This window comes from Amycolatopsis sp. NPDC004747 (assembly GCF_053601335.1).
In genome coordinates this window covers 59,187-81,143 of record NZ_JBSGBQ010000041.1, presented here as the reverse complement: position 1 = coordinate 81,143, position 21,957 = coordinate 59,187, and the positions used below count along the sequence as shown (strand labels likewise).

20 protein-coding genes and 1 pseudogene are annotated in these 21,957 nt (G+C 73.1%); 7 read left to right on the top strand and 14 right to left on the bottom strand.

What is annotated here, in order from left to right; all coding sequences use genetic code 11:
* Positions 1-13 precede the first annotated feature (13 nt).
* The 3 genes from ACWEGE_RS41245 to pheA form a co-directional block, all read right to left on the bottom strand.
* Positions 14-652 carry a DUF4232 domain-containing protein gene (locus tag ACWEGE_RS41245; RefSeq protein WP_449665939.1) on the bottom strand — a complete coding sequence of 213 codons (639 nt, stop codon included), beginning with the start codon at positions 650-652 and terminating at the stop codon, positions 14-16.
* Between the two features lie 117 nt (positions 653-769).
* A complete protein-coding gene (locus tag ACWEGE_RS41240) occupies positions 770-1,387 on the bottom strand; it encodes a histidine phosphatase family protein (RefSeq protein ID WP_449665925.1) in 618 nt (205 codons plus the stop codon).
* On the bottom strand, positions 1,384-2,292 hold the full coding sequence (gene pheA, locus ACWEGE_RS41235) for a prephenate dehydratase (protein ID WP_449665924.1): 909 nt from the start codon (positions 2,290-2,292) through the stop codon (positions 1,384-1,386). Before pheA ends, ACWEGE_RS41240 begins: the two co-directional genes overlap by 4 nt.
* A 98-nt stretch (positions 2,293-2,390) precedes the next feature.
* Here pheA and ACWEGE_RS41230 point away from each other — a divergent pair, with 98 nt between their 5' ends.
* From ACWEGE_RS41230 to ACWEGE_RS41220, 3 genes are all read left to right on the top strand, one after another.
* Positions 2,391-3,011 carry a macro domain-containing protein gene (locus tag ACWEGE_RS41230; protein ID WP_449665923.1) on the top strand — a complete coding sequence of 207 codons (621 nt, stop codon included), beginning with the start codon at positions 2,391-2,393 and terminating at the stop codon, positions 3,009-3,011.
* 114 nt (positions 3,012-3,125) lie between these two features.
* On the top strand, positions 3,126-4,058 hold the full coding sequence (gene coaA, locus ACWEGE_RS41225; protein WP_360277318.1) for a type I pantothenate kinase: 933 nt from the start codon (positions 3,126-3,128) through the stop codon (positions 4,056-4,058).
* Between the two features lie 220 nt (positions 4,059-4,278).
* Positions 4,279-4,434, top strand: coding sequence for a hypothetical protein (locus ACWEGE_RS41220; RefSeq protein WP_449665922.1), 156 nt, complete (start codon positions 4,279-4,281; stop codon positions 4,432-4,434).
* Between the two features lie 4 nt (positions 4,435-4,438).
* Here ACWEGE_RS41220 and ACWEGE_RS41215 read toward each other — a convergent pair whose 3' ends face one another.
* The 3 genes from ACWEGE_RS41215 to ACWEGE_RS41205 all read right to left on the bottom strand — a co-directional run bounded on the left by ACWEGE_RS41215 (position 4,439) and on the right by ACWEGE_RS41205 (position 8,444).
* Positions 4,439-5,944, bottom strand: coding sequence for a hypothetical protein (locus ACWEGE_RS41215; RefSeq protein WP_449665921.1), 1,506 nt, complete (start codon positions 5,942-5,944; stop codon positions 4,439-4,441).
* Positions 5,945-6,109: 165 nt separating this feature from the next.
* Positions 6,110-7,435: a hypothetical protein gene (locus ACWEGE_RS41210; protein WP_449665920.1), complete on the bottom strand. Its 1,326-nt coding sequence runs from the start codon at positions 7,433-7,435 to the stop codon at positions 6,110-6,112.
* 88 nt (positions 7,436-7,523) lie between these two features.
* A complete protein-coding gene (locus tag ACWEGE_RS41205) occupies positions 7,524-8,444 on the bottom strand; it encodes a nitrate- and nitrite sensing domain-containing protein (RefSeq protein WP_449665919.1) in 921 nt (306 codons plus the stop codon).
* A 135-nt stretch (positions 8,445-8,579) separates the two neighbouring features.
* Here ACWEGE_RS41205 and ACWEGE_RS41200 point away from each other — a divergent pair, with 135 nt between their 5' ends.
* Complete coding sequence (locus ACWEGE_RS41200; protein ID WP_449665918.1) at positions 8,580-8,897, top strand: nucleotide pyrophosphohydrolase; 318 nt, start codon at positions 8,580-8,582, stop codon at positions 8,895-8,897.
* On the opposite strand, the gene ACWEGE_RS41195 is transcribed toward ACWEGE_RS41200, so the two are convergent.
* The 3 genes and pseudogenes from ACWEGE_RS41195 to ACWEGE_RS41185 all read right to left on the bottom strand — a co-directional run.
* A complete protein-coding gene (locus ACWEGE_RS41195) occupies positions 8,894-9,229 on the bottom strand; it encodes a DUF3024 domain-containing protein (RefSeq protein ID WP_449665917.1) in 336 nt (111 codons plus the stop codon). The genes ACWEGE_RS41200 and ACWEGE_RS41195 overlap by 4 nt on opposite strands.
* A 51-nt stretch (positions 9,230-9,280) precedes the next feature.
* Complete coding sequence (locus tag ACWEGE_RS41190; protein ID WP_449665940.1) at positions 9,281-10,291, bottom strand: 3'-5' exonuclease; 1,011 nt, start codon at positions 10,289-10,291, stop codon at positions 9,281-9,283.
* 95 nt (positions 10,292-10,386) lie between these two features.
* A pseudogene (locus ACWEGE_RS41185) lies at positions 10,387-10,740 on the bottom strand (3'-5' exonuclease); the annotation flags it as partial.
* 107 nt (positions 10,741-10,847) lie between these two features.
* On the opposite strand from ACWEGE_RS41185, the gene ACWEGE_RS41180 reads away from it, so the two are divergent.
* The gene (locus ACWEGE_RS41180; protein WP_449665916.1) at positions 10,848-11,663 is read left to right on the top strand and encodes an excalibur calcium-binding domain-containing protein; all 816 of its coding nucleotides are present in this window, start codon (positions 10,848-10,850) and stop codon (positions 11,661-11,663) included.
* Between the two features lie 14 nt (positions 11,664-11,677).
* Positions 11,678-13,936 carry a helicase-associated domain-containing protein gene (locus ACWEGE_RS41175; RefSeq protein ID WP_449665915.1) on the top strand — a complete coding sequence of 753 codons (2,259 nt, stop codon included), beginning with the start codon at positions 11,678-11,680 and terminating at the stop codon, positions 13,934-13,936.
* Here the strand turns inward: ACWEGE_RS41175 and ACWEGE_RS41170 are convergent.
* Together ACWEGE_RS41170 and ACWEGE_RS41165 are read right to left on the bottom strand one after the other, a co-directional pair.
* The gene (locus ACWEGE_RS41170) at positions 13,906-14,556 is read right to left on the bottom strand and encodes a class F sortase (RefSeq protein WP_449665914.1); all 651 of its coding nucleotides are present in this window, start codon (positions 14,554-14,556) and stop codon (positions 13,906-13,908) included. The two genes, ACWEGE_RS41175 and ACWEGE_RS41170, sit on opposite strands and share 31 nt — an antisense overlap.
* Positions 14,553-15,038, bottom strand: coding sequence for an excalibur calcium-binding domain-containing protein (locus tag ACWEGE_RS41165; RefSeq protein ID WP_449665913.1), 486 nt, complete (start codon positions 15,036-15,038; stop codon positions 14,553-14,555). The genes ACWEGE_RS41170 and ACWEGE_RS41165 overlap by 4 nt, the downstream gene beginning before the upstream one ends.
* A gap of 284 nt (positions 15,039-15,322) precedes the next feature.
* Here ACWEGE_RS41165 and ACWEGE_RS41160 point away from each other — a divergent pair, with 284 nt between their 5' ends.
* On the top strand, positions 15,323-15,949 hold the full coding sequence (locus ACWEGE_RS41160; RefSeq protein ID WP_410562524.1) for a response regulator: 627 nt from the start codon (positions 15,323-15,325) through the stop codon (positions 15,947-15,949).
* Between the two features lie 241 nt (positions 15,950-16,190).
* On the opposite strand, the gene ACWEGE_RS41155 is transcribed toward ACWEGE_RS41160, so the two are convergent.
* Genes ACWEGE_RS41155 through cydB form a run of 3 tightly spaced genes read right to left on the bottom strand, consistent with a single transcriptional unit; the run spans position 16,191 to position 21,903 of the window.
* On the bottom strand, positions 16,191-17,621 hold the full coding sequence (locus ACWEGE_RS41155) for a histidine kinase (RefSeq protein ID WP_449665938.1): 1,431 nt from the start codon (positions 17,619-17,621) through the stop codon (positions 16,191-16,193).
* A gap of 59 nt (positions 17,622-17,680) precedes the next feature.
* Positions 17,681-20,899: a thiol reductant ABC exporter subunit CydC gene (cydC, locus tag ACWEGE_RS41150; RefSeq protein WP_449665912.1), complete on the bottom strand. Its 3,219-nt coding sequence runs from the start codon at positions 20,897-20,899 to the stop codon at positions 17,681-17,683.
* On the bottom strand, positions 20,896-21,903 hold the full coding sequence (gene cydB / locus ACWEGE_RS41145; protein WP_449665911.1) for a cytochrome d ubiquinol oxidase subunit II: 1,008 nt from the start codon (positions 21,901-21,903) through the stop codon (positions 20,896-20,898). The genes cydC and cydB overlap by 4 nt, the downstream gene beginning before the upstream one ends.
* Positions 21,904-21,957 lie beyond the last annotated feature (54 nt).

The following is a 21,957-nucleotide window of genomic DNA, read 5'->3' as shown; positions in this document are numbered from 1 at the left end:
CCGTCGAGGGTGGTCAGGCGGGGTGGACCGTCTTCACCGCGAGCTGGTTGCCGGGGATCTTCGTGCTCGCGCACCCGGTGCCGTCACTCGGCACGAAGTTCGACGCGGTCTCCTGCGGCATGTAGATGCGCAGGCCCTTGACCGGCGTCGGTTCGCAGGTGCCCGGGTCGAAGTTGCGCACGTTGACGAACTGGATGTCGGCGGCCGCGGTCTGGCCGGGGTTCAGCTTGACGGCGTTGCCCTTGGTGCCTTCGCGGAAGGCGTCCTTGCCGACCTGGTGCCCGTCCGCACCGGCCACGTAGGACACGCCGGGGAAGCCCTGGATGGTGCAGGGTTTCCCGCTGGCGTTCGTGATGAGCAGCGGCCGGTACGTCGAGCCGGCGCCCGAGTCGCCCTGGCCGAGCGCGAGCTTGACGTCCCCGGACTTGCACAGCCCGTTGTCCGCCGGCTGGGCGGACGGCGGCTCGGCCGGGGTGGAGCCGGTGGTCGGCGTGGCGGTGGTGACCGTGGTGGTCGCGGTCGGCGACGTCGGGGTCGACGGCGTCGAGCTGCTCGCCGCGTTCGTGGTGCCGCCACCGCCGCAGGCGGACAGCGCGAGGACGCCCGCCGAAGCCGCGACGACCGGGAACAACCGTGAAAGCTTCATGTCAATCGCCTCCCTGGTGTGGTGCTACGAGGTAGACGCACCGGGTCGCGGGCGGGTTGGCTGCTTTCGTAAATTCCCCACCAAACGTGTTCTAAACGTGACGGGATCACACGTTCGATACCTTCAGAGCGGCGTGTCCACCCAAGTGAGGCAGCGCCACTCGCCGTCCGGCCGGGCCGTCAGCTCCACGAGCCCGGTGTTCGGGATCAGCGCCGCGTTGGCGACGTCCGCGTGCACGTTCGGCGCCAGCCACTCCGCGGCGAGCCGGATCGCGCCGCCGTGGCTGACCAGTGCGATCACGCCGTCCGGGTCGGCCTGCTCGTGCTTGGCGCGCAGCCGGCCGACCGCGTCCAGCATCCGGGTGCGCACGCTCGTGCCGCTCTCGCCGCCGGGCAGCGACGGCGCCAGTTCGCCGAGCGTCCAGCGCCGGACCGTCTCCATGTACGTCCGGATCGACGCGTGGTCCGTCGCCCCTTCGAGGTCACCCGCGACGACTTCGTGCACCCCGTCGACCACCTGCACGTCCAGCGCGAACCGCGCGGCCAGCGGCGCGGCCGTCTGCTGGGCGCGGGTCGCCTGCGAGGCGTACACCGCGACCAGCGGCTCCTCCGCCAGCCGCGCCGCGAGCGCGTCGGCCTGCCGACGGCCGAGGTCGGTCAGCGGCGGGCCGGGCAGGGCGGTGTCCAACGCGCCACGGACGTTCCCGTCGGTCTGCCCGTGGCGGATGAGCAGCAGCCTCACGCCAGGTCCCCCTTGCGGACGGCGTCGGCCCACACCGCCGCTTCGACGAAGTCGTCGTTGCCGAACCCGGGCTCGATCGTGGTGCGGGTCCCGTCGGCACGCGGGTGCGAGCCGAGGAACCGGAGGTTGCGGCAGTGCCGGCGCAGCGCCGTCAGCGCGTCGAGCACCCGCGGCTCGGCCACGTGGCCCTCGAAGTCGATGAAGAAGCGGTACTCGCCGAAGTTGCTGCGCGTCGGCCGGGCGTCGAGCCGGGTCAGGTTGATGCCGCGGCTGGCCAGCTCGGTGAGCAGCTCGGCGAGGGTGCCGGTGCGGTTCGCGGCCGCGGCGACCACCGACGTCCGGTCGGCGCCGGTGGGCTCCGGCAGGTCGCCGGGCGGGCTGACCAGCAGGAACCGCGTTGCCGCGTCGGTGACGTCGGCGACCTCGGTGGCCAGCACTTCGAGGGGGTAGTGCTCGACGGCGACCGGCGCGCAGACCGCCGCGTCGAAGTCGCCTTCGAGCACACCGACCGCGGCGGCGGACGTCGACGACGACGCCACCGCGCGCGCGTCCGGCAGGTTCGTCTCGAGCCACTCGCGGACCTGCGCCAGCGCGTGCGGGTGGCTGGCGACGGTCCGGATCTCCGCGGTCCCGGGCCGGGTCAGCACGCTGAAGTGGATGGGCAGGATGGTCTCGGCCACCGCGACCAGCGGGGTCGACTCGCTGAGCGCGTCGAGCGTGGCGGGCACCACGCCTTCGACGGAGTTCTCGATGGGGACGCACGCCGCGTCCGCCTCGCCCTTGCGGACGGCCGTCATCGCGAGCCGGACGGTCTCGACCGGGATCAGTTCTTCGCCGGCGGCGAGCACCCGCGCGGCCTGTTCGGTGAAGGTCCCCTGCGGGCCGAAGTATGCGATCCGTGACACAGCTCCCAGGCTACGGGGCCTGGCCGTGGCGACATTCACTCGGACAGCCGGTACGGGAACCGGTTACGCCGGGTGGCATTTTTTGCGATGCTGAGGGCGTGACCGCCGAATCGGGCACGCACGCCGGACGTGAGGGCGCCAAGCCGCCGGTCGCCCCTCGCGCACCGGAGCTGGTGCTGTGCGCCGTCGATGAACCACTCGCCGATGCCTGGACCGCCGCCGCGCAGAAGCTGGCCGGCCGGGTCCGGGTGCACCGCGGGTCGGTGCTCGACGTCGTCGCACAGGCTGTGGTCAGCCCGGCCAACTCCTACGGCTGGATGCGCGGCGGCATCGACGCCGTCTACGCGCAGGCGTTCCCGGGCGTGGAGCAGAGCGTGCGCAGCGCTGTCCTGGCCTTCCACGGCGGCGAGCTGCCGATCGGCGACGCCGTGGTGGTGCCGACCGGCGAGGCCGAGCCGGAGTGGCTGATCAGCGCGCCGACCATGCGGGAGCCCGGCGAACGGCTGCCCGCCGACACCGTCCACCCGTACCTCGCCGCCCGTGCGGTGTTCCTGACCTGGCGCGACGGCCGGCTCGACCACGGCCCGGTGCGGGAGTTCGTCGAGACGATCGCGATGCCGGGGCTCGGTACCGGCGTCGGCGGCGTCGCCCCCGCGACCTGTGCCCGGCAGGTCGCCGCGGCCTGGTCCGAGGTCTTCGGAAATCGTGACGCTGGGTGATCAACCCCGGTTAGGGGGTGGACTACATCACAGCGCTTTAACCGGCCGCAAGCCCTACCGTTGACCAGGCAGGTGAACGTCCGCCAGTGCAGGCGACGGCCGGAGGAGTGTGCGATGACCCGGGTCCGCGAACTCAGCCCGTATGTCGAGCTGCACCGGGAACAATGGAAAGAACTGCGGAGTTCGACGCCGCTGCCGCTGACGGCGGCCGAGCTGCTGCGACTGCGCGGCTTGGGCGAGCAGGTCGACCTGGCCGAGGTGGCCGACGTCTACCTCCCGCTGTCCCGCCTGATCAACCTCCAGGTCGCCGCGCGCCAGCGGCTCTACGAAGCGACCACGACGTTCCTCGGTGACGACTCCCGCGGCACGAAGGTCCCGTTCGTGATCGGCATCGCCGGGAGCGTGGCGGTCGGCAAGTCGACCACCGCCCGCCTCCTGCGCACGCTGCTCGCCCGCTGGCCCGACCACCCCCGCGTCGACCTGGTCACCACCGACGGCTTCCTGTACCCGCGCGCCGAGCTGATGCGGCGCGGGATCATGCACCGCAAGGGCTTCCCGGAGAGCTACGACCGCCGCGCGCTGCTGCGGTTCGTCACGGAGGTCAAGTCGGGCGCCGAGCGGGTGGCCGCGCCGGTGTACTCGCACCTGGCCTACGACATCCTGCCCGGCCAGGAGCAGGTGGTGCAGCAGCCGGACATCCTGATCGTCGAGGGCCTGAACGTGCTCCAGCCGGGGCCGCGGCTGATGGTGTCCGACCTGTTCGACTTCTCGATCTACGTCGACGCGCACACCGACGACATCCAGCGCTGGTACATCGAGCGGTTCCTGGAGCTGCGGCACACGGCGTTCGCCGACCCGGCGTCGCACTTCCACCACTTCGCCGGCCTGCCCGACGACGAGGCCCGCGCCGAGGCGCGGCACCTGTGGCACTCGATCAACGAGCCGAACCTGATGGAGAACATCAAGCCGACCCGGCCGCGGGCGACGCTGGTGCTGCGCAAGGACTGCGACCACGCCATCAACCGGGTCCGCCTGCGCAAGCTCTGACCCGCTCACGCACCTCGTCACCCACATGCCGCGCATTCGCACGCTGAGCGAGTGCGCGGCCACGATTCGTCGCGCGATCGCGACTCTCCGCGCCGGAAACCGGCCGTTCGGCCGAGGCGGGCCGTTCAGCCGTAACCGGTTGGCCGATACCCCCGGCGGCTTGTGAAAGCGACCCTGAAGAAGTCAGGAAAACGGCTCTGAGCTGGGGAGGAGGCCCACGATGTTCACGATGGTCCTCACGTGGGTCGGTGCGGTGCTCGGTCTGGTCTTGCTGATCGCGATGGCCGCCGGAACGTTCGCCGTCGACTTCGACGACCGGCTCCAGGAGCGCCGCCGCAAGGCAAAGCCCGCCGAACCGGCAGGCCCCCTCCCCTGAGCCGTCAGAGCTCGGCCAGCGCCTCGAGGTAGGCGTCGGCGTCGTATTCGAGGTTTTCCGCGTCGAGCAGGCTGTTTTCCAGAGCGTCGATGAGCTGTTCGAAAATCTCGTCGCGGTCGAGTTCGCCCTCCTGGAGGCGCTCGACGGCCGGCCAGACCTCGGCGGGCTCGTTGTCCCACAGCTGGTCGACGATCGTCGCGCGCAGGATCAGCCGCTGCTCTTCCTCGTCCTCGTCGGCCTCGGCGATGACGAGCGCGCGGCGCTGCTCCGGATCCTTCGGGTCGAGGTCGACCTCTTCCTCGTCGATCTCGGTGGTCGTCGAGGGCACCGCGAACATCCGGCGCTCCAGCGCGTCGGCGAGCTCGGTCGGGGACAGGTCGTCGGTGTCGGCGAAGTAGCGCTCCAGCGGCGAGTCGTCGTCGGCGTACTCGCTGAGGTAGTCCTGGACGGCCTCGTCGAGGGCGGCGATGGCGGTCTCGGTCAGGTGCGCCCGCTCGCCCGTCCACTGCACCCAGGCCAGCACGACCGGCTCGACGGCGTCCTCGTGGTCGGCGTCGAGCTCGTACTCCTCGCCGAGCAGGCCCTCGAGGAAGCGGGCGATCTTCTCGGGCCCGACGCGCAGCGGGTTGCCGGGGTCGGTGCGCAGGCCGTGCTCCAGCAGCAGGCTGCCGATCGCGCGGGCGGCATCGGCGTCCTCACCGCTCGCCGCGACGAACTGCTCGACGACGGCGGCGCGCTCGGCTTCGGACCACTCGGCCACCTCGGGCACCAGCGCGGGCTCCGGCAGCGCGCGGCACCAGGTGAGCGCGACCGCGTGGAAGCGCGCGTAGTCCTCGCTGACGTCGGCTTCGTCGAGGTGGTCGGTGGCGGCGAGGCCGTCGGCGATCAGGCGGTGGGCCTCGGCGGGGTCGACGGCCTCGAAGAGCACCAGCTCCGGGTCGGCGTCGGACTGCTCGCGCATCTCGGCGACGACATCGGCCGGCCCGTCGATCACGACGAGGTCCCGTACCCGGCCACCCTCGGTGTAGTCGAGCAGCGCGAGCAGGCCGTACGCCTGGTCGCCGTGGGCGAAGACGCAGAGCAGGGACGACTCGTCGCCGTAGACGTCGCCGGTGCGCCAGCACTCGCCGGCGGTGACCTGCCCCAGCCCGGTGGCGAAGGCGGGCTCGGGGATGCCGCGGCCGAGGACGACCTGCAGCCCGGCGTCGGCGGCCTTGCGCTCGACGTCGGTCTCCGCGACGACCTTCAACGCGGCCAGCAGCGCGGCGGCGCCGGGCGTGATCTTGCGCTGCGCGAAGGCGATGAGCTCCAGGCCGAGCGGCTCTTCGCCGTCCTCGACGGGCAGGTCGCGGAACTGGCCGAGCACTTCGGAGGCGAGCAGTTCGACGTCGACCGGCGCGGGGTCGGCGCCCAGCGCCGAGAAGTCGTTCAGGACGTCCTTGAACAGGCCGGTCACGCTGTGCGTGACGGGCTGCGGCTGCCTCTTGCGGGCGCGACTGACCGGGCTCATGGCCTCATGTTTTCACCTCACCGCGAACGGGTCGCGGTGGCCCTGGCGCGGGTCCCGCCGCGGGCCCGGCGGGGAGGCGCCGAGCCGGGGCGACGGAACTGGGCCACCGCGACGCCTGGCGCGCTCACGATGTCCCGGTGCACGTGTATCACCGGTTCTCCCGGGTCAACGAGGGGTGCGGGAGGAGGTTACGGGTTTCGGGAGCGCGATCCTGGCGGCCCGGATTTCCGTGATGAGGCGGGTTTTCCGCCGGTGGTTTTCCACCAGCGCGGCCAGGTGGGCGGTGAATTCGTCCGGCGTCCCGGCGCGCTTGTGCAAGGTGCGCAACAGCTTCAGCCGGCGCGCGGCCTCCTGGTACGCCTGCGGGTCCTTGCGCTCGATGAGCTCGTCGACGTGTTCGCGGAAGACCGGGATCGTCTCGGCCGGGTGCTCGGCCGCGCGCTGCTCGGCCAGCTCGAGCTTGAGCTCCGGCGATGCGCCGAACCGCACGCAGGCGCGCCAGGCTTCGTCCGGACGGCCGTCGCCGAGCAGCACGCGGACCAGCTCGTCGGCCTGTTCGGCACCTTCGCCGGCACGTTCGCGCAGGCGAGCGAGCGCTTCCCGGCGCTGGACCGTCCACTTCCCGTCGGCCGTCGCGGCCTCGCGGAGAGCCGCGAACGTCTCTTGCCCCGGGTTGGCGTCGAAGTCCTTGCGACGCCGCGAGGTACCGCTTTCCGGCTCCGGCGGAGGCGGTTGCTTGTCGTGGGTCAACGCCCGGGCGGCGTGCGCGATGGCCTCGCTGTGCCGCCCGGCCGCCCGCAGCACCCGGACGATCTTGAGGCTGACGTCCACCCGCGGCGGCTTGGCCGACAGGATCGCCACCAGCTCGTCGACGTCGCCGAGCACCTCGGCCAGCTGCTCGCGCAGCCGTTCGGCCACGTCGCGGCGGTGGCCCGGCCCGTTCGCCGCGAGTACGTCGTCCACAGTGGACTTGATTCGCTTCAGCCCCGGCTCGCCCAGCGCCGTCGCGAACTCGGCGAGGTCGATCACCGGGCGGCCGGGGCCGTCGAACTCGACCTCGAGGATCCAGTCGGCCAGCTTCTCCGGGTCCGGCGGCCGGGCGGCGCACGCGCGGGCGTACAGCTCCACGGCCCGGTCCAGCCGGTCGGCGAGGTCGCCGGCGTGGTCGCCGGACTGCTCCAGCACCTCGCTGATGTCGTCGACCGTGCGCCGGGCCAGCGGGGCCAGGTCGGCGCGGCTGCCGGCGTCGAGCATCCGCTGCAGCGTGTCGAGGACCGCGCCGACCTTCGCGGTGTACTCGACGTTCCCGTCGGTCACCGCGGTGTCCAGGAGCCGGTGCGCCTCGCTGACGTCACCGGACTGGGTGGCCGCGCGCAGTTCGAGCGAATGCCGCAGCTCGGGATCGCGCTCGGCTTGGGCGTGGAGCAGGTCCGCCAGCGTCTCCGCGTCCAAAGTGCGCAGGTAGGGGCGGAGATCCGAGTGGGGACTCACGCGCACCAGTCTGCCCGACGCGCGCCAGCACGCGTGTGGGCCAACCGCGTGCTCTTTTCGGAGTAATCAGTGACCCTTCGTGACCGGCTCATCGGCGTCGCAAGTCGTCGAACACGGCTTTCAGCGGCCAGGGATCCGGAAGCCCCGGCCTTCGTGACCGTGCGTGCCGGGGTCGCGGGATGGCCGCGCCCACGGTCGGCACCATGATCGGGACGACCGGCACCGGGACCCGCGCCACCAGCCGCCGGACCACCACCATCAGGAGCAGGGCGAACAGCAGGAGCGCCGTCCCCGCCGCGAGCGCGCCGGCGAGCGTGCGGCGGCCGTCGTCGAGCGTCAGCTGCACGGCGTACTGGCTCTGCTGCGTGTACAGCAGGCCGAGCTGTCCGGACACGGCGTAGGCGGCGCTGCGCCACGTGGGCTCCGGGACCGGAAGCGGTTCGGCGGCGGTGAAAGCGTTCTCGACCGCGGCCAGCCTGCTCCATTCGGCGCTACGGGTGAGCGACTCGTACGCCATCCGGCCACTCTCGGTGAGCTGCGGGACGACCCGGGCCAGCTCGGCCCGGTAGGAGGCGACGGCGGAGGTGAACGAGCCCCGCGTGACGTTGTCCAGCCCGGCCAGAGCGAGGGAATCGGAGCGATCCATGCCTTCGGCGACGGAAAGCAGCTCGACGGCGGTCGTCTGCTGGTAGACGGACTCGGCGTCCGGCGCGTGGCGCGCGTATTCGCGCAGACCGGCGATGGCGGACTCGATCCGCTGGGTGTACGTCGCGTACGCGGCGCTCCGCTGTTCGGGCGCGGCCATCGCCGCGCTCCGCTCGGCCTGCAGCGCGACCACCGCGCGGGCCGTCCGGTCCGCCGCGGCCGCCGTGTTCACGGCCATGTCCCGCGTCCGAACCGCTTGGTGGATCAGGAGAATCGCGATCACGACAGCCACGGCGACGAGCGCGCCGCCGGGGATGAACGCGATGCCCAGCATGCGGCCGCGGACGGATCGCAGGTACTTCAAGACGTTCCCTTCCCTGCCTTGGTCCCCGCAAGCATCCCGACGGTATTCAACCTATTGAGTGAGAGATTCACCGGTCAACGGCAGTCCGCCATACGGCCGTTAGCTGACTGTGACGACGAGGGCAAAATCGCGCCCGTGACTTTCGACGACGTGACCCAGCGCCTGCGTGGCTTCGCCGCGGCCCGCGCCTGGGAGCCGTACCACACCCCGAAGAACCTCGTGATGGCGCTTTCCGGCGAGGTCGGCGAGCTGACCTCGCTGTTCCAGTGGCTCACCCCGGAGGAGTCCGACGCGTGGCGCGAGGACCCCGCGCTGGAGGCGGAGGTGCTGGACGAGATCGCGGACGTCACGCTGTACCTGCTGCAGCTGGCCGACCGCCTGGGCGTCGACCTGGCCGCGGCCGCGCACGCGAAGATCGACCGCAACGAGGTCCGCTTCCCGCCGCCGGCCTAGCCCCAGAAGACGCCGCCGGGGTTGCGGTCGATCTCGGCGAGCAGCGCGGGCGGCGTGCTGGCCACCGGCGCGTCCGGGTAGCTCAGCCACCGCCCGTTGCGGTCGGCCCACCAGACCGACCAGATGCCGAACTCGTCGAACCGCAGCTGCGCGATCTTCTGCTCGGTCCACTCGGGCCCGGCCTGCGGCGACCACGGCGCGCGGCGTTCGACGATGGTCACCGCGCGGCCCCGCGTCCGGCACTCGACGCGGATCCGGTCCTGGAGGTGCTCGGGGACGCGCTGCGCGCACCACCGTTCGATCTGCCGCAGCGCGAGCTCCGGAATTGCCATGTGACCAGTGAACCGGACCCGCTCAGCCGGCGCGCAGGTGGGCAAGCACGGCTAGCGCGCCGCGGGCTCGGCAAGCCACCAGCCGCCGAGCAGCGCCCCGACTCCGAACACGGCGAAGAAGATCCCGGCACCCACCGGCGTCCCCCCGAACATCGCGACGACGACGATGAACATCAGCAGCAGCCCGATCCCCATCAGGATCCGCCCGCCGACGAGCTTCGGCTTCGCGGCGGGCACCGCGGGCGCGGACGGCGGCGGCTCGAAACCGAGGGCGACCGGGGCGGCACCGGCGTCGAGCAGCACGGCGCCCAGCTCGGCGGCTCGCGTCAACCGGGGCTCGTTCGCGGACACGGTCTCGTCGGCGACGACGTGCGTGACGCTCGCGGTCAGCTTCTTGGCCAGCTGGACGCCTTCCGCGAGAACCCGCGCCCGCAGCCGGTCCGCCGCGACGCCGGTGCCGAGCACCAGCACGCGAGTCGGCTTCCCGCCCGCGGTCGGCCGCAGGTCACCGGCGCCGGCGACGCCGAGCGCGGTCGCCACCTGCCGCAGCTCGCGGGCTTCCGCCGCGGTCACCACGCCGTCCCGTTCCGCGATCTCCCGCAGCGCGGTCACCAGCCGTTCGTGCACCGCCCGCACGTGCGCGGCGGACAACCCGGCCTCGCTCGCCGACGCGGCCAAGGCCGTCACCTCGTCGGCCGTCAGGCGCTGGTCGGCGAGGGCACCGGCGAGCAGGTCCAGGTAGGCGTTCCCGGCCCCGCCGTCGGGGATCCGCTCGACGGCCTCGGCCATCCACCCCGGCTCGGCGAGCCGTTCTTCGGCTCGGGGCAGCAGCCGGCCGCCGGCCGGCCGCGGCAGGCCGGGGAAGACCGGCGGGGTCGCGAACCCCAGGCCGTACCGCCCGAACAGGACGGTCGCCAGCCGGGCGGTCGTCCTCGCCCCCGACCGGGCCGAAGGCCCGGTCGGCACCCCGAGCGCGTGCGCCACGGTGGCCGTCCGGTAGTTCGGCAGCGGCAGCACCGACCGGGCGGCCGCCGTCGCCGAAACGCCCGGCAGGACGGGCATCCGGATCCCGAGGGCGCCGATCTCGTGTCGAGGAACGCGTCGGCGAACGCGAGGTCGTGGGCCACGACCACGCTGCCGGCACACAGGTCGAGCAGGGGCCCCAGCACCTCGCCGAACGACGGCGCGCCGTCGAGTTCGCCGCGGGTGATGCCGTGCACCAGCGCCGGACCGGGCAGCACCCCGGGACCGGGGTTCACCAGCGTCGACAGCTCGCCGGCGAGGGAGCCGTCGGCGTGGACGCGCACCGCGGCCAGCTCCACGATCCGCCCCGGCCGCAGGCCGGTGGTCCGGATTTCCAGTGCGGTGAAGTCGAGGCCGCGGGCCGGGTGGCCGCCGTCGGCCAGCAGCGGGAGGGATTCGATCACGTCCGCAGGTCGTTTCCCGTTCCGCCGTTGTGACACCTTTTCGGCGTGCACGCGTGGTTCGTGACGTGATCGTAACGGCAACATTCCGCCGGATAACGACTGGTGGTCGATCACGAGCCGGCGCGTAACGACGGCGGGAGATTTCCCGAGTACACCGTCGGCACATCGCTCGAGGAACGAGGAAATCCCGCATGCAGCCGAAGAAGCGCTTTCCGAACTGGCTGAAGATCGTCCTGGCCGCGTTCGCGGTCCTGTTCGTGCTCGGCGCGGTCTTCGGCGAGGCACCCGAGCCGAAGCTCACGACCGCCGCCGCTCCGGTGTCCTCGACACCCCCGCCCACCAGCACGACTGCGTCCCCGACGCCGACGCCGGTGGTCGTCACCTACACCGTCGGCACCGTGACGGACGGGGCGACCGTCGTGGTCGTCGGCAGTGACGGGACCAGCAAAACGGTGCACGTCCTCGGCGTGCTCGCCCCGGTCGCCGACACCGGTTGCTACGCGGCGGAATCACTCGGCTGGGCCACTTCGACGCTTTCCGGCAAAGCCGTCACACTCGGCGCGGAAACCGCGCAGGGTATTGCGTTGACCCTGCCCGACGGGCAGGACTACGCGACGCTGGCGATTCAAAAGGGCTATCTGAAGTACGCGGCCGGCGCCGCGTCGCCCGCGCTCGCCGCCGCCGAAACCGCGGCGAAGGCCGCCGCCGGCGGCCTGTGGGGACCGCCGTGCAACGGGACCGTCGACGCGCCCGCGCCGGCACCCACGCCGGTGCCGGTGCCGACGCCCACCTCGGCGCCGAAGCCCGCCCCGAAGCCGACCCCGGCCACCAAGGCGGCTCCCCCGCCGCCGCCCGTGGAGCCCACCGAGGAAGCCCCGGCCCGCAGTGCCTACTACGCGAACTGCTCCGAGGCGAAGGCCGCCGGCGCGGCACCGCTGTACCGCGGCGAACCGGGTTACCGGTCCGGGCTCGACCGCGACGGTGACGGCGTCGCCTGCGAGCGGTGATCTAGCCTGGGCCGATGACGACCGCCGACGAACTGCTCGGCAGGCTCGCGGGCCTGGACACGGACGCGCTGGCGAAGGTGCTGGCCCACCGGCCGGACGTGCTGGACGAGCCGTGGCCGCGGCGGCTGGACGTCGTCGCCGCGCGGCTCGCCTCGGCCGAGTCGGTCGATGCCGCGCTGCTCGCGTTGCCGTTGCCGCTGGTGCAGGTCCTGCGGGCGGTCCAGCTCTGCTACGCGATCGGGCGGCGGCCGGCGCCCGCCGCGGACGTCGCCCGGCTGCTCGGCGCCGCCGACGTCGAGTCCTATGTGGACGAGCTCGCCGACCGCGCGCTGCTGTGGCGGGACGAGGACGGCATCACGCTGCCGGAAGTGCTGCACCGCACCGGCTTCGGCGCCGAAGGCCTCGGCCGGCCCGTCGCCGGCGTGCTCGAGGAACTCGGCACGACCCGGCTGGCGAAGCTCGCGCAGGCACTCGGCCTGCCCGCTACCGCACGGAAACCCGAGCTCGTCCGCTTCTTCCGGGACGGCGAGCGCGTCCGCGAGCTGTTCGCCGCCGCGCCGGAACAGACGCGAAAACTGCTGCTGGACATGGCCGGCGGCGTTCCCGAGGTCGAGGGCGTGGCGCCGGCGGGCTGGGCGTTCGACCACGGCTTCCTGTTCGGGACCTACTTCGGCACCGTCACCATGCCGATCGAGGTGTCGCTGGCGCTGCGCGGCCCGGACCACCAGCTGCCGTTCACCCCGGTGGAACCCGAGTACGCCGTCACCCACACCGGTGCCGAAGCGGCCGAAGCGACGTCGGCGGCGGCCGCGCTGCGGTTGCTCGACCGCGTGTCGGCGGTGCTCGACCTGGCGGCCGCGGAACCGTTGCCGCTGCTCAAGGACGGCACGATCGGGGCGCGGCTGGTCAAGAAGCTCGCCAAGGACACCGGGGCCACCCCGGCGGAGATCGAGCTGGCCATCGACCTCGCCGCGCAGGCGGGGCTGTTGCTGGCGGACGAGCCGCAGCCGCCCCGCCGCGGCCAAAAGGCACCCGCGCCCACTCTCGCGCCCGACCCGGACCTCGCCCGGCCGTCGCCCGCCCTGCTCTACCGCCTGCTGCTGACCACCTGGTGGGACCCGGCACCACCGGAGTTCGAGGTCGACGTCGACGCGCTGGTGCGCCGCCTGGTCGTGCGGCTGCCGGCGCGGCTCGCGCCCGGCGACGCGCTCGACGTGGCCGCGCTGACCCGGCTCGCCGAGTGGCACGCGCCGATGCTGCCGACCGACGACCTGGCCGGGCACGTCCGGGACGCGCTCGCCGAGGCGGAACTGCTCGGCGTCCTCGCGCACGGCGCGGCGACCGCGGCCGGACGCGCCCTGCTCGCCCCGGAAAGGCTCGTCGAAGTCACCGACGAGCTGGTCTCCCGGGCGCGCACGACGGCGTTGTTCGGCACCGACCTGACCGCGATCGTCCCGGGCTCGCCCGACGCGCGGCTCGCCGCGCTGCTCGACCGCGTCGCCGACCGCGAAGCACAGGGCACCGCGACCAGCTGGCGGTTCTCGCCGTCGTCCGTGCGGCGGGCGTTCGACCAGGGCGCCACCACCGCCGGGTTGCTCGACGACCTGCGTGCGGTCGCCGCGGGTGACCTGCCGCAACCGCTGGAGTACCTGGTCAACGACGTCGCCCGGCGGCACGGCGAGGCGCAGGTGATCGACGTCGCGAGCGTCGTCGTCGGCGAACCCGCGGTGCTGGCCGAGCTCGCCGCGCACCGCAAGCTGGCCAAGCTCGGCCTGCGTGCGGTGGCCCCGACCGTGCTGACGTCCACTGTGGACGCATCTCGCACGCTGGAGGCGTTGCGCGAAGCGGGTTACGCGCCGACCCGCCACGCCGCGGACGGCAGCGTCGTGCTCCCCGCGCGTGACCAGGCCGAGCCGACGGTGGCCGTCCGCGACCCCGAGCCCGGCGAGCTGCCACCCGATCCCGCCGGCCACGCCGAGCGGCTGCTGGCCGCGCCGCCGAGCGGCCCGGTCCTGCTGCGCGGGCAGCTCGCGCGGGCGATGAGCGACCGCTACGCGGGCCGGCTCACGCCGCGGCAGCAACAGCTCTGCTGGCAGCTCGAAGCCGGGCTGCCGGTCGACATCGCGTACCGCGGCGAGCACCTCGTCATCGCCTACCCCGAGCTCGACGGCGAGGTCCTGGACGTCTGGTCGCTCGGGGAACGCACGTACCGGCGGCTCGAGCTGGCGGGGATCGAGCTGGCTCAGGCCTCGACGGCGGTGAGCCTCGCGTAGGCCACGACGTTGTCGAGGTAGTTGCCGCTCTCCCGGTCGAACGCCCCGCCGCAGGTGATCAGCCGCAGTTCGGGATCCGGGGTGTCGCCGTAGACCTCGTCGGTCGGGAAGCCGGCCTTCGGGTAGCGGTCGACGCGGTAGACGGTGAACACGGCGATCCGGCCGTCCGCGCGGCCGACCCTGACCTGCTCGCCGGCGCGCAGGTCCTTGAGGCGGGCGAAGGCGCCGGGCACGTGCTTGTAGTCGACGTGCGCGGCCAGCACGGCCGGGCCGGCCTCGCCGGGCGACGGCGCGCCGGTGAACCAGCCGACCGTCGTGGCGTCACCCGGGACTTCCAGCGCACCGTCCGGCGTGAGGCCGAGGTCCTTGATGTCCTCGGCCCGCACGCCGATCGCCGGGATGGTCAGGGACGCCGGCTTCGCCGCGGGGAGGCCGTCGGCGGTCGTTGCCGCGGAGTGCGCGATGCTGGCGGTGCCCGCCGGGTTCGTGGCGGCCGGGCTCGGCGGGGCGACCTCCTGTGGCGCCTTCGGCGACAGGACGAGGACGAGGGCCACGGCCAGCACCACGCCGAGCGCGGCGACGACCGCCGTGACCGCGGGCCACAGGCGCGGGTGCCTCAACTCGGGCGCCGGCGCAGGTAGAGCACCATCCCGCCGGACACGGTCGCGGCGAGCAGCGTGCCGCTGAGCACGAGGAAGCCGGGCACCTCGTCGTCCGGCTCACCGCCACCGGTGGCGACGCCGCCGACCGGCTTGACCTTCACCTGGTGGCCCGGGCCGGCGGGCTTCTTGGTGGCCGTCTTCGGGGCCGCCTTTTCCGCCTTGTCCGTCGGTTCCGCCGCCGAGGTGGTGGTGGCCGGTTGTTTCGGCCGGTGCTGGAGGGCTTCGCAGGCGATTCCGTCCTTGTCGTCGTCCAGGTGGTAGGGGTCGCCCGGGGTGGCGTCGAGGACGTCCTGGGCTTCCTCCTGGTACTGGAAGTTCTTGCAGTCCAGGTCGCCGGTCAAGGGCGTCGAGAGCTGCGCGGAGGCGAAGGGGACGGGGCCGAGAAGAGCGAACCCGGCGACGGCCGCAGCCGTCGTCAAGGCACGGCGAAACAGGGACAACGGAATTCCTTCCGAACGGGATCCGGGGCGATTGCGTGGTTACTATCGCGGCCTCGTCGGTGCCGTTACGGACGATTCCGCAATTCCGGGAATGCCAGCACTCCACGAAGAGCGACGCGATTGGTGATTCTTCACCGGTTCCGCTTCGACCTGCGGTTTTATGAGACAGGAATGCATACCGGCCGGAATGTTACGGGCCCGCGGTCACACCTTTGAGGTAATTCACGTGTGACGGTGCCGACCGGCCGCCACCGCGGTGCCCGCGCACCCCGTAACCTCGGGGTATGCCGATCCAGGTACTGCTCGTCGACGACCACGAAGTGGTCCGCCGCGGCCTGCGCGACCTCCTCGGCGACGAGCCCGACATCGAGGTCGTCGCCGAAGCGAGCAGCGTCGAAGAGGCCTTGGCAGTGGCGATGCACGTCGAGCCGGAGGTCGCGGTGGTCGACGTCCGCCTCGGCGACGGCGACGGCATCACGCTCTGCCGCGAACTGCGGTCGAAGCCGAACCCGCCGGCCTGCCTGATGCTCACCGCGTTCGACGACGAAGAGGCGATGGTCGGCGCGATCATGGCCGGTGCCGCGGGCTACCTGCTGAAACAGGTGCGCGGGCAGGACGTGGTGAACGCGGTCCGCGAGGTGGCGGCCGGCCGGTCGCTGCTGGACCCGGTGAGCACCGCGCGCGTGCTGGACAAGATGCGGCACCCGCCGACGGACGAGCTGGCGACGCTCACCGAGCGCGAGCGGGACGTGCTCGAGCTGATCGGGCAGGGGCTGTCGAACCGGGAGATCGCCGAGCGGTTGTTCCTCGCGGAGAAGACGGTCAAGAACTACGTCACGTCGGTGCTCGCGAAGCTCGGCATGCAGCGGCGGACGCAGGCGGCCGCCTGGATCGCGCGGCGCGAGAAGTAACGGCGGGTTCGTTCGGCGCGTTCGGCACGGCTCGGTGGTTGGCGCGGCCGGAGTGGTCGGCGCGGCCGCAATCCGCCGTTCGCTGCGACCTTTTTAGGGTTTCGTCACGGTCAGCCACGCCTTTTCAGGTAGAGATTCACCCGGAAGTGAGTCGAATATATGTTCGACGAGCCGGTAAGATCATCGCCGAGGGCGTGGAAGGGAGGCTGGATGACCCGAGAAGGATGAGTCGCAGCAGGGATCAGTCGAGCGGCAGGTCGAACGCGACGAGTGTGCCGAGGCTGGGTGAGGAGTTCAGGAAGAACTTCCCGCCCGCGGCGTCCGCGCGTTCGGCGAGATGACGCAGACCGCGGGTGGCGACGCCCTGGGGAACGCCGGAACCGTTGTCCCGGACGCGGAGTTTGACGCCGCCGGAATCCCTGGTCAGCGTCACGCGGGTTTCACTGGCGCCGGAGTGCCGGACCACATTGGACAGTGCTTCGCGCAGCGCCGCGCGGATGTGGTCGGCGCGTTCCGCGGGAATGTCGGCGAATTCGCCGGACAGCTCCAGGGTCGGCGGGTAGCCGAGCAGCTCGCCGGCGATGCGAACCTCGCCGCGCGCCGACTCGGCGAGGTCGGTGGGCGTGCCGGTGTCGTGGCGAGGCTCCGGTGACCTGAGCGCGCGCACGGTGCCACGGATTTCTTCGATGGTCTGGTCGAGCTGGTCGATGGCGTCGGAAAGCCGAGCCCCATCGGCTTGGGCGAACCGCTTGCGCATGTTGCGCCGCACCCGGTCCAGCTGCATCCCGGCACCGTAGAGCCGCTGGACGATGACGTCGTGCAGCTCCCGGGCAATGCGCTCCCGCTCTTCGTAGAGGGCAACACGGTGGCGTGCGTTGGCGCCTTCGGCAAGGGCAAGGACAACCCCGGCTTGGGCGGCGAAGGCAACGAGCATCTCGACGGTCCCGGCGGAGAAGGGCTCCCGCCCCCGCTTCCGGTAGACGGTGAGCGACCCGAGAACCCGCCCCCCAGACCCAAACGGCGCAGCGGCAAAGGGCCCATAGCCATGCAGCTCGGCGGGCACGAAGGGAGCGGTCCGCGGATCGACGGTGAAGTCTTCACTGGAGACGGGTTCGCCCCCACGAGCCACCTGCCCAGCCGCGGAGTCGGCGGGAAGGGCAAGCCCCCGCAGCGACTCCCCGGCAGCGGCACCAGCCCCCGCGGGGCGGGCATCGCCTGCAGGCGGGGTCGGGCCGGTCACGCCGGAGCTGCCGAGCGGACGTGTCCCAGCCCCCGCGGGGCGCGCATCGCCGGCAGGCGCGGCCGGGCCGGTCGCGCTGGAGGCGCCGGGCGGAGGTGACTCCGGGCCGTCGAAGTCCCCAACGGTCGCGCTGGAGTCGGCGGGCGCAGCTGATTCCGGGCCACTTGAACCCGTGGGGCGCGCATCGCCGGCGAGCGCGGCGAGCGCGGCGGAGCCGGTGTTCGGCTCGGCGGGCGTCGCGTAATGCGCGGCCTCGACCACCACCCGGCCGTCCTCGGTGCTCACCATCGCCAGCCCCAGGTCGGCGTCGGCCAGTTCGGCCGCTCGTGCCACGACCGTGTCCAGCACCGCTCCCGGGTCGTCGCCGGACAGGGCGGTGCTCGTGATCTCGGTGGCTGCGGACAGTGCCCGCGCGGCAAGCGTCGGATCCATGAGTTCCGTCATTATCGCGCGGCGCGGTGGCGGCGCGCCAAGGACACAGGGGAAATCGATCACGGCACCGGCACCCGCGTGACAACCCGCCCGTCGCGGACCTCGAGGACCACGTCCGCTCCGGCCGCCTCCTCGGCGAGGTGCGTCACGTGCACCACCGTCCGGCCCGCCAGCGCCTCCCGCAGGTGCGCGCGCACCGCCTGGGCCGTCGCCTCGTCCAAGTGCGCGGTGGGCTCGTCCAGCAACACCAACCCCGCCGACGGCGCCCCGAGCAGCGCCCGCGCCAGCGCCACCCGCTGGGCCTGGCCGCCGGACAGTCCGCTGCCGCCGCTGCCGAGCAGCGTGTCCGTCGACAGCTCCCGGAGCGCCGCGCCGCGCAACGCCGCGCGCAGCTCCTCCTCGGTCGCCGTCGGGTCGGCCAGGCGGAGATTCTCGGCGATCGTCGTCGCCGCGAGCATCGGCTCCTGCGGGGCCCACGCCACCGCCTCCGGGACCGCGACCTCGCCACGCCGCGGCGTGAGGAATCCCAGCAACGCGGCGACGAGCGTCGACTTGCCCGCCCCGCTCGGGCCGACCACCGCCGCGTAGGTGCCCGGCGCGAGATCCACGTTCACGTCGTGCAGCACCAGCGGGCCGCCCGGCCAGCCGAGGTCCGCGCCGCGCAGCGCGACCCCCGTCCCCGGAACCGGCGGCGTCGGCACTTCCGGCGCGTCGGCGAGACGGCGGCGCGCGCTCTGCAGCGTGTCCCAGTGCTGCGCCACCGGCGGGAGCAGCGCCAGCACCTCCGCCAGCGCGAGCGGCACCAAGGCCAGCAGCGGTGCCAGGACCGGGTCGAGCCGCCCGCCCGCGACCGCTTGGGCGGCGAACGCCGTGCTGACCACCATCGCCGCTCCGCAGGCCAGCGTGACCAGGGCTTCCGCCGCGCCCGCGCCGAACGCCTGCCGGCGGGCCTGCGTCACCAAGCGGGTGTCGGCGTCCGCGAGTGCGCGGCGGTGACCGGCCGCCTTCCCGAACGCCAGCAGCTCGGCCGCCGATTCGAACAGCACCAGGACTCGCGACGCCACCTCACGGCGGCCGTCCGCCAGCGCCGACGTCGCCCGGCGCTCCACCCGCAGCGCGACCCAAGGCGCGCACAGCCCGAGACCCACCGCGGCCGCGAGCGCCAACCCCGCCGGCGGCAGCACCCACGTCTGCACGGCGATCGCTCCGGCCGCGACCAGCGCCACCACCAGCGGTGGCGACACCACCCGCGGCAGGAGGTCGCGCACGGTGTCGACGTCGGCGACCAGCCGGCGCTGGCCCTCACCCGCGCGCAGGCCGCGTGCCGGTCCGAGCCGGACCAGCGAATTCCACAGCCGCACGCGGACGCGGCCGGCGATGCGGAACGCGGCGTCGTGCGTGACCAGCCGTTCGACGTACCGCAGGCCCGCGCGGCCGAGGCCGAACGCGCGGACGCCGACCACCGCCACCGTCAACGTCAGGATCGGCGGCTGCTGGGACGCCTTGGCGATGAGCCAGCCCGACGTCGCCGTCAGCGCCACCCCGGCCAGCAGCGCGAGCGCGCCCAGCGCGGCGCCGCCGAAGAGCCGGCCGTCGAGGAGCGCGCGCCGGCTCAGCGGCGAAAACGCAGTATCCACAGTGGACGTCGCGGTGGCGGGAGCGACCTCGGGCGGCAGGTCGACCGCCCCGGTGCGCTCGTGGGCCGCGATGATCGCCGCGGCGCCGTCGTCGACCGCGCGCTGCACCGCGTCGAGCACCAGGCGGGCGCCTGCCTCGTCGAGGTGGGCCGTCGGCTCGTCGAGCAGCAGCAACCAGGCGCCGTGGCGCACCCGGTTCAGCGCCCGGGCGACGGCGACGCGCTGACGCTGGCCCACGGACAGCTGGGAAACGGGCCGGTCCTCGAGCCCGGCCAGCCCGAGTTCGGCGAGCGGCGCGTCCGGGCCGGCTTCCGAGCGGACCGTCCCGCCGGTGAACACCGGCGATTGCGGGACCCACGCGACCTGTTCGCGCCAGCGCACGAGGTCGGCGTCGGCGAGGTCCGTCGAGCCGACCGTGATGGCGCCGTCGTGCGCCGGGACGAAGCCGAGCAGGGCCGAGAGCGTCGTCGACTTGCCGCCGCCGCTCGGGGCGCGGAGCCAGACCGTCTCGCCGGCCCGGACCGCGAACGACTCGCCGTCCGGTGCGAACCCGCCGCGCCGCGCGACGCGCAGGGACGACACGCGCAGTTCGCCCCGCGCCGGCACCGCGGTCCCGGCGGCAGGCACCGGGATCACCAGCAGGTCGGCGACGCGCCGGACCGCTTCGACGCCGTCCTCGCTGGCGTGGAACGCGGCGCCGACCGCGCGCAGCGGCTGGTAGCACTCCGGCGCGAGGATCAGCACGCCGAGCCCGATGGCCAGCGGCAGGTGCCCGCCGGCGAGCCGGACGCCGATCACCACCGCGACCAGCGCCACCGACAGCGTCGCTACCAGTTCGAGCACGAACGCCGAGGAAAAGGCGACCTTCAACGTCTTGAGCGTCGCGCGGCGGTGACGTTCGGACAGCCGCCGGACCGTCTCGGCCTGCGCGGCGGCGCGGCGGAACGCGGTGAGCACCGGCAGCACGCGCACGAGCTCCAGGAGCCGCTCGGACATCCGGTGCGTCGCGTCGGTCGCGCCGGCGACGCGGTCGGCGGTGTACTTGCCGACGAGGATGGCGAACACCGGCAGCAACGGCACGGTCAGCGCGACGATCGCGCCGGACGGCCAGTCGGCGAACAGGATCGCCGCGCCGGCGCCGAGGGGCACGACGGCCGCCGTCACCAGGGCCGGGAGGTATTCGCGGAAGTAGGCGTCGAGCGCGTCGAGGCCGCGGGTGGTGAGCGCGGTGAGCTCGCCGTGGCCGCGCTGCGCGATCCACTCGGGGCCCAGGCGCAGCGCGTGGTCCACGGCTTTCGCGCGCAGTTCGCGGTGCGCCGTCGCGGCGGCGCGGGCGGAGACCGTGCGCACCGCCCAGCCGGTCAGCGCGCGCGTCGCGACGAGCGCGAGCAGCGCGGCCAGCTGGGCGGTGCGTCCCCCGGAACCTGCTCCGACGATCGCCGCGAGGACGTCGGCGAGCAGGAATGCCTGTGCCACCAGCGCGGCGGCGTTGACGAACGACAGGAAGCCCACCAGGGCCAGCGCCCGGCGCACGGCAGGCACGAGGGCCGGCAATGCGCCGAGCGGGCCCTTTCCCGGCCGCGCTGAGTCCACTGTGGACTCCGAGGCGAGAAGGGTTGCGCGCCCGGGAAGCTTGCTCATGGTGCGTGGACCGCCGGAATGTGCTGGGTGCCGATGCGCCTGCGGAACACCCAGTACGTCCAGCCCTGGTAGATCAGCACGGCCGGGGCGCCGAAGACGGCGACCCAGGTCATCACGGTCAGCGTGTACGGGCTCGAGGCGGCACCCTCGATGGTGAGGGTGTTGGCGACGTCGAGGGTCGACGGCAGGACGTTCGGGAACAGCGACCCGAACATGACCACCGCGGCCCCGGCGATGACGACGCCGAGCGCGGCGAACGCCTGCCCGTCGCGGTCGGCGCGCAGCCGCAGCCAGGCGACCGCCGCGGCGACGGCGCTGATCCCGAACGCGAGCAACGTCCACAGCGTGCCGGAGCGCCACTGGACGACGGAGAGGAACGCGACCATCGGCACCATGGCGACGGGCAGCAGCCTCAGCGCCAGGGTGCGCGCGCGTTCCCGCAGGTCACCGCTGGTTTTGAGGGCGAGGAAGGCGGCGCCGTGGGCGATCGAGAAGGCGGCGATCGCGACCGCGCCGAGCAGGGTGTCCCAGCGGACGGCGGCGAACGCGGAGCCGGCGCGGTTGCCGTCGGCGTCCAGCGGCAGGCCGAGGACGGTGGTGGCGAGGATGAGACCGACGCCCAGCGGCGGGATCCAGGAGCCGGTCACGATGACGCGGTCCCAGTTGCGCCGCCAGCGGTCGGAGTCGACCTTGCCGCGGTACTCGAAGGCGACGCCGCGGCCGATGAGGGCGAGCAGCACGAGCAGGAGCGGCAGGTAGGCGGCCGAAAACAGCCCGGCGTACCAGGCGGGGAAGGCGGCGAACATGGCCCCGCCGGCGACGATGAGCCACACCTCGTTGCCGTCCCAGACGGGTCCGATGGTGTTGACCATGACGCGCCGCTCGGTGTTGTCCTTCGCGAGGACGGGCAGCAGCATGCCGACGCCGAAGTCGAACCCTTCGAGGAAGAGGTAGCCGAGCCAGAAGAAGGCGATGACGACGAACCAGACGATTTCCAGGGTCATCGGGCACCTACCACACCGGTCGGACGCTTCGGGCTCCCCGCGACCCGGTGGCCG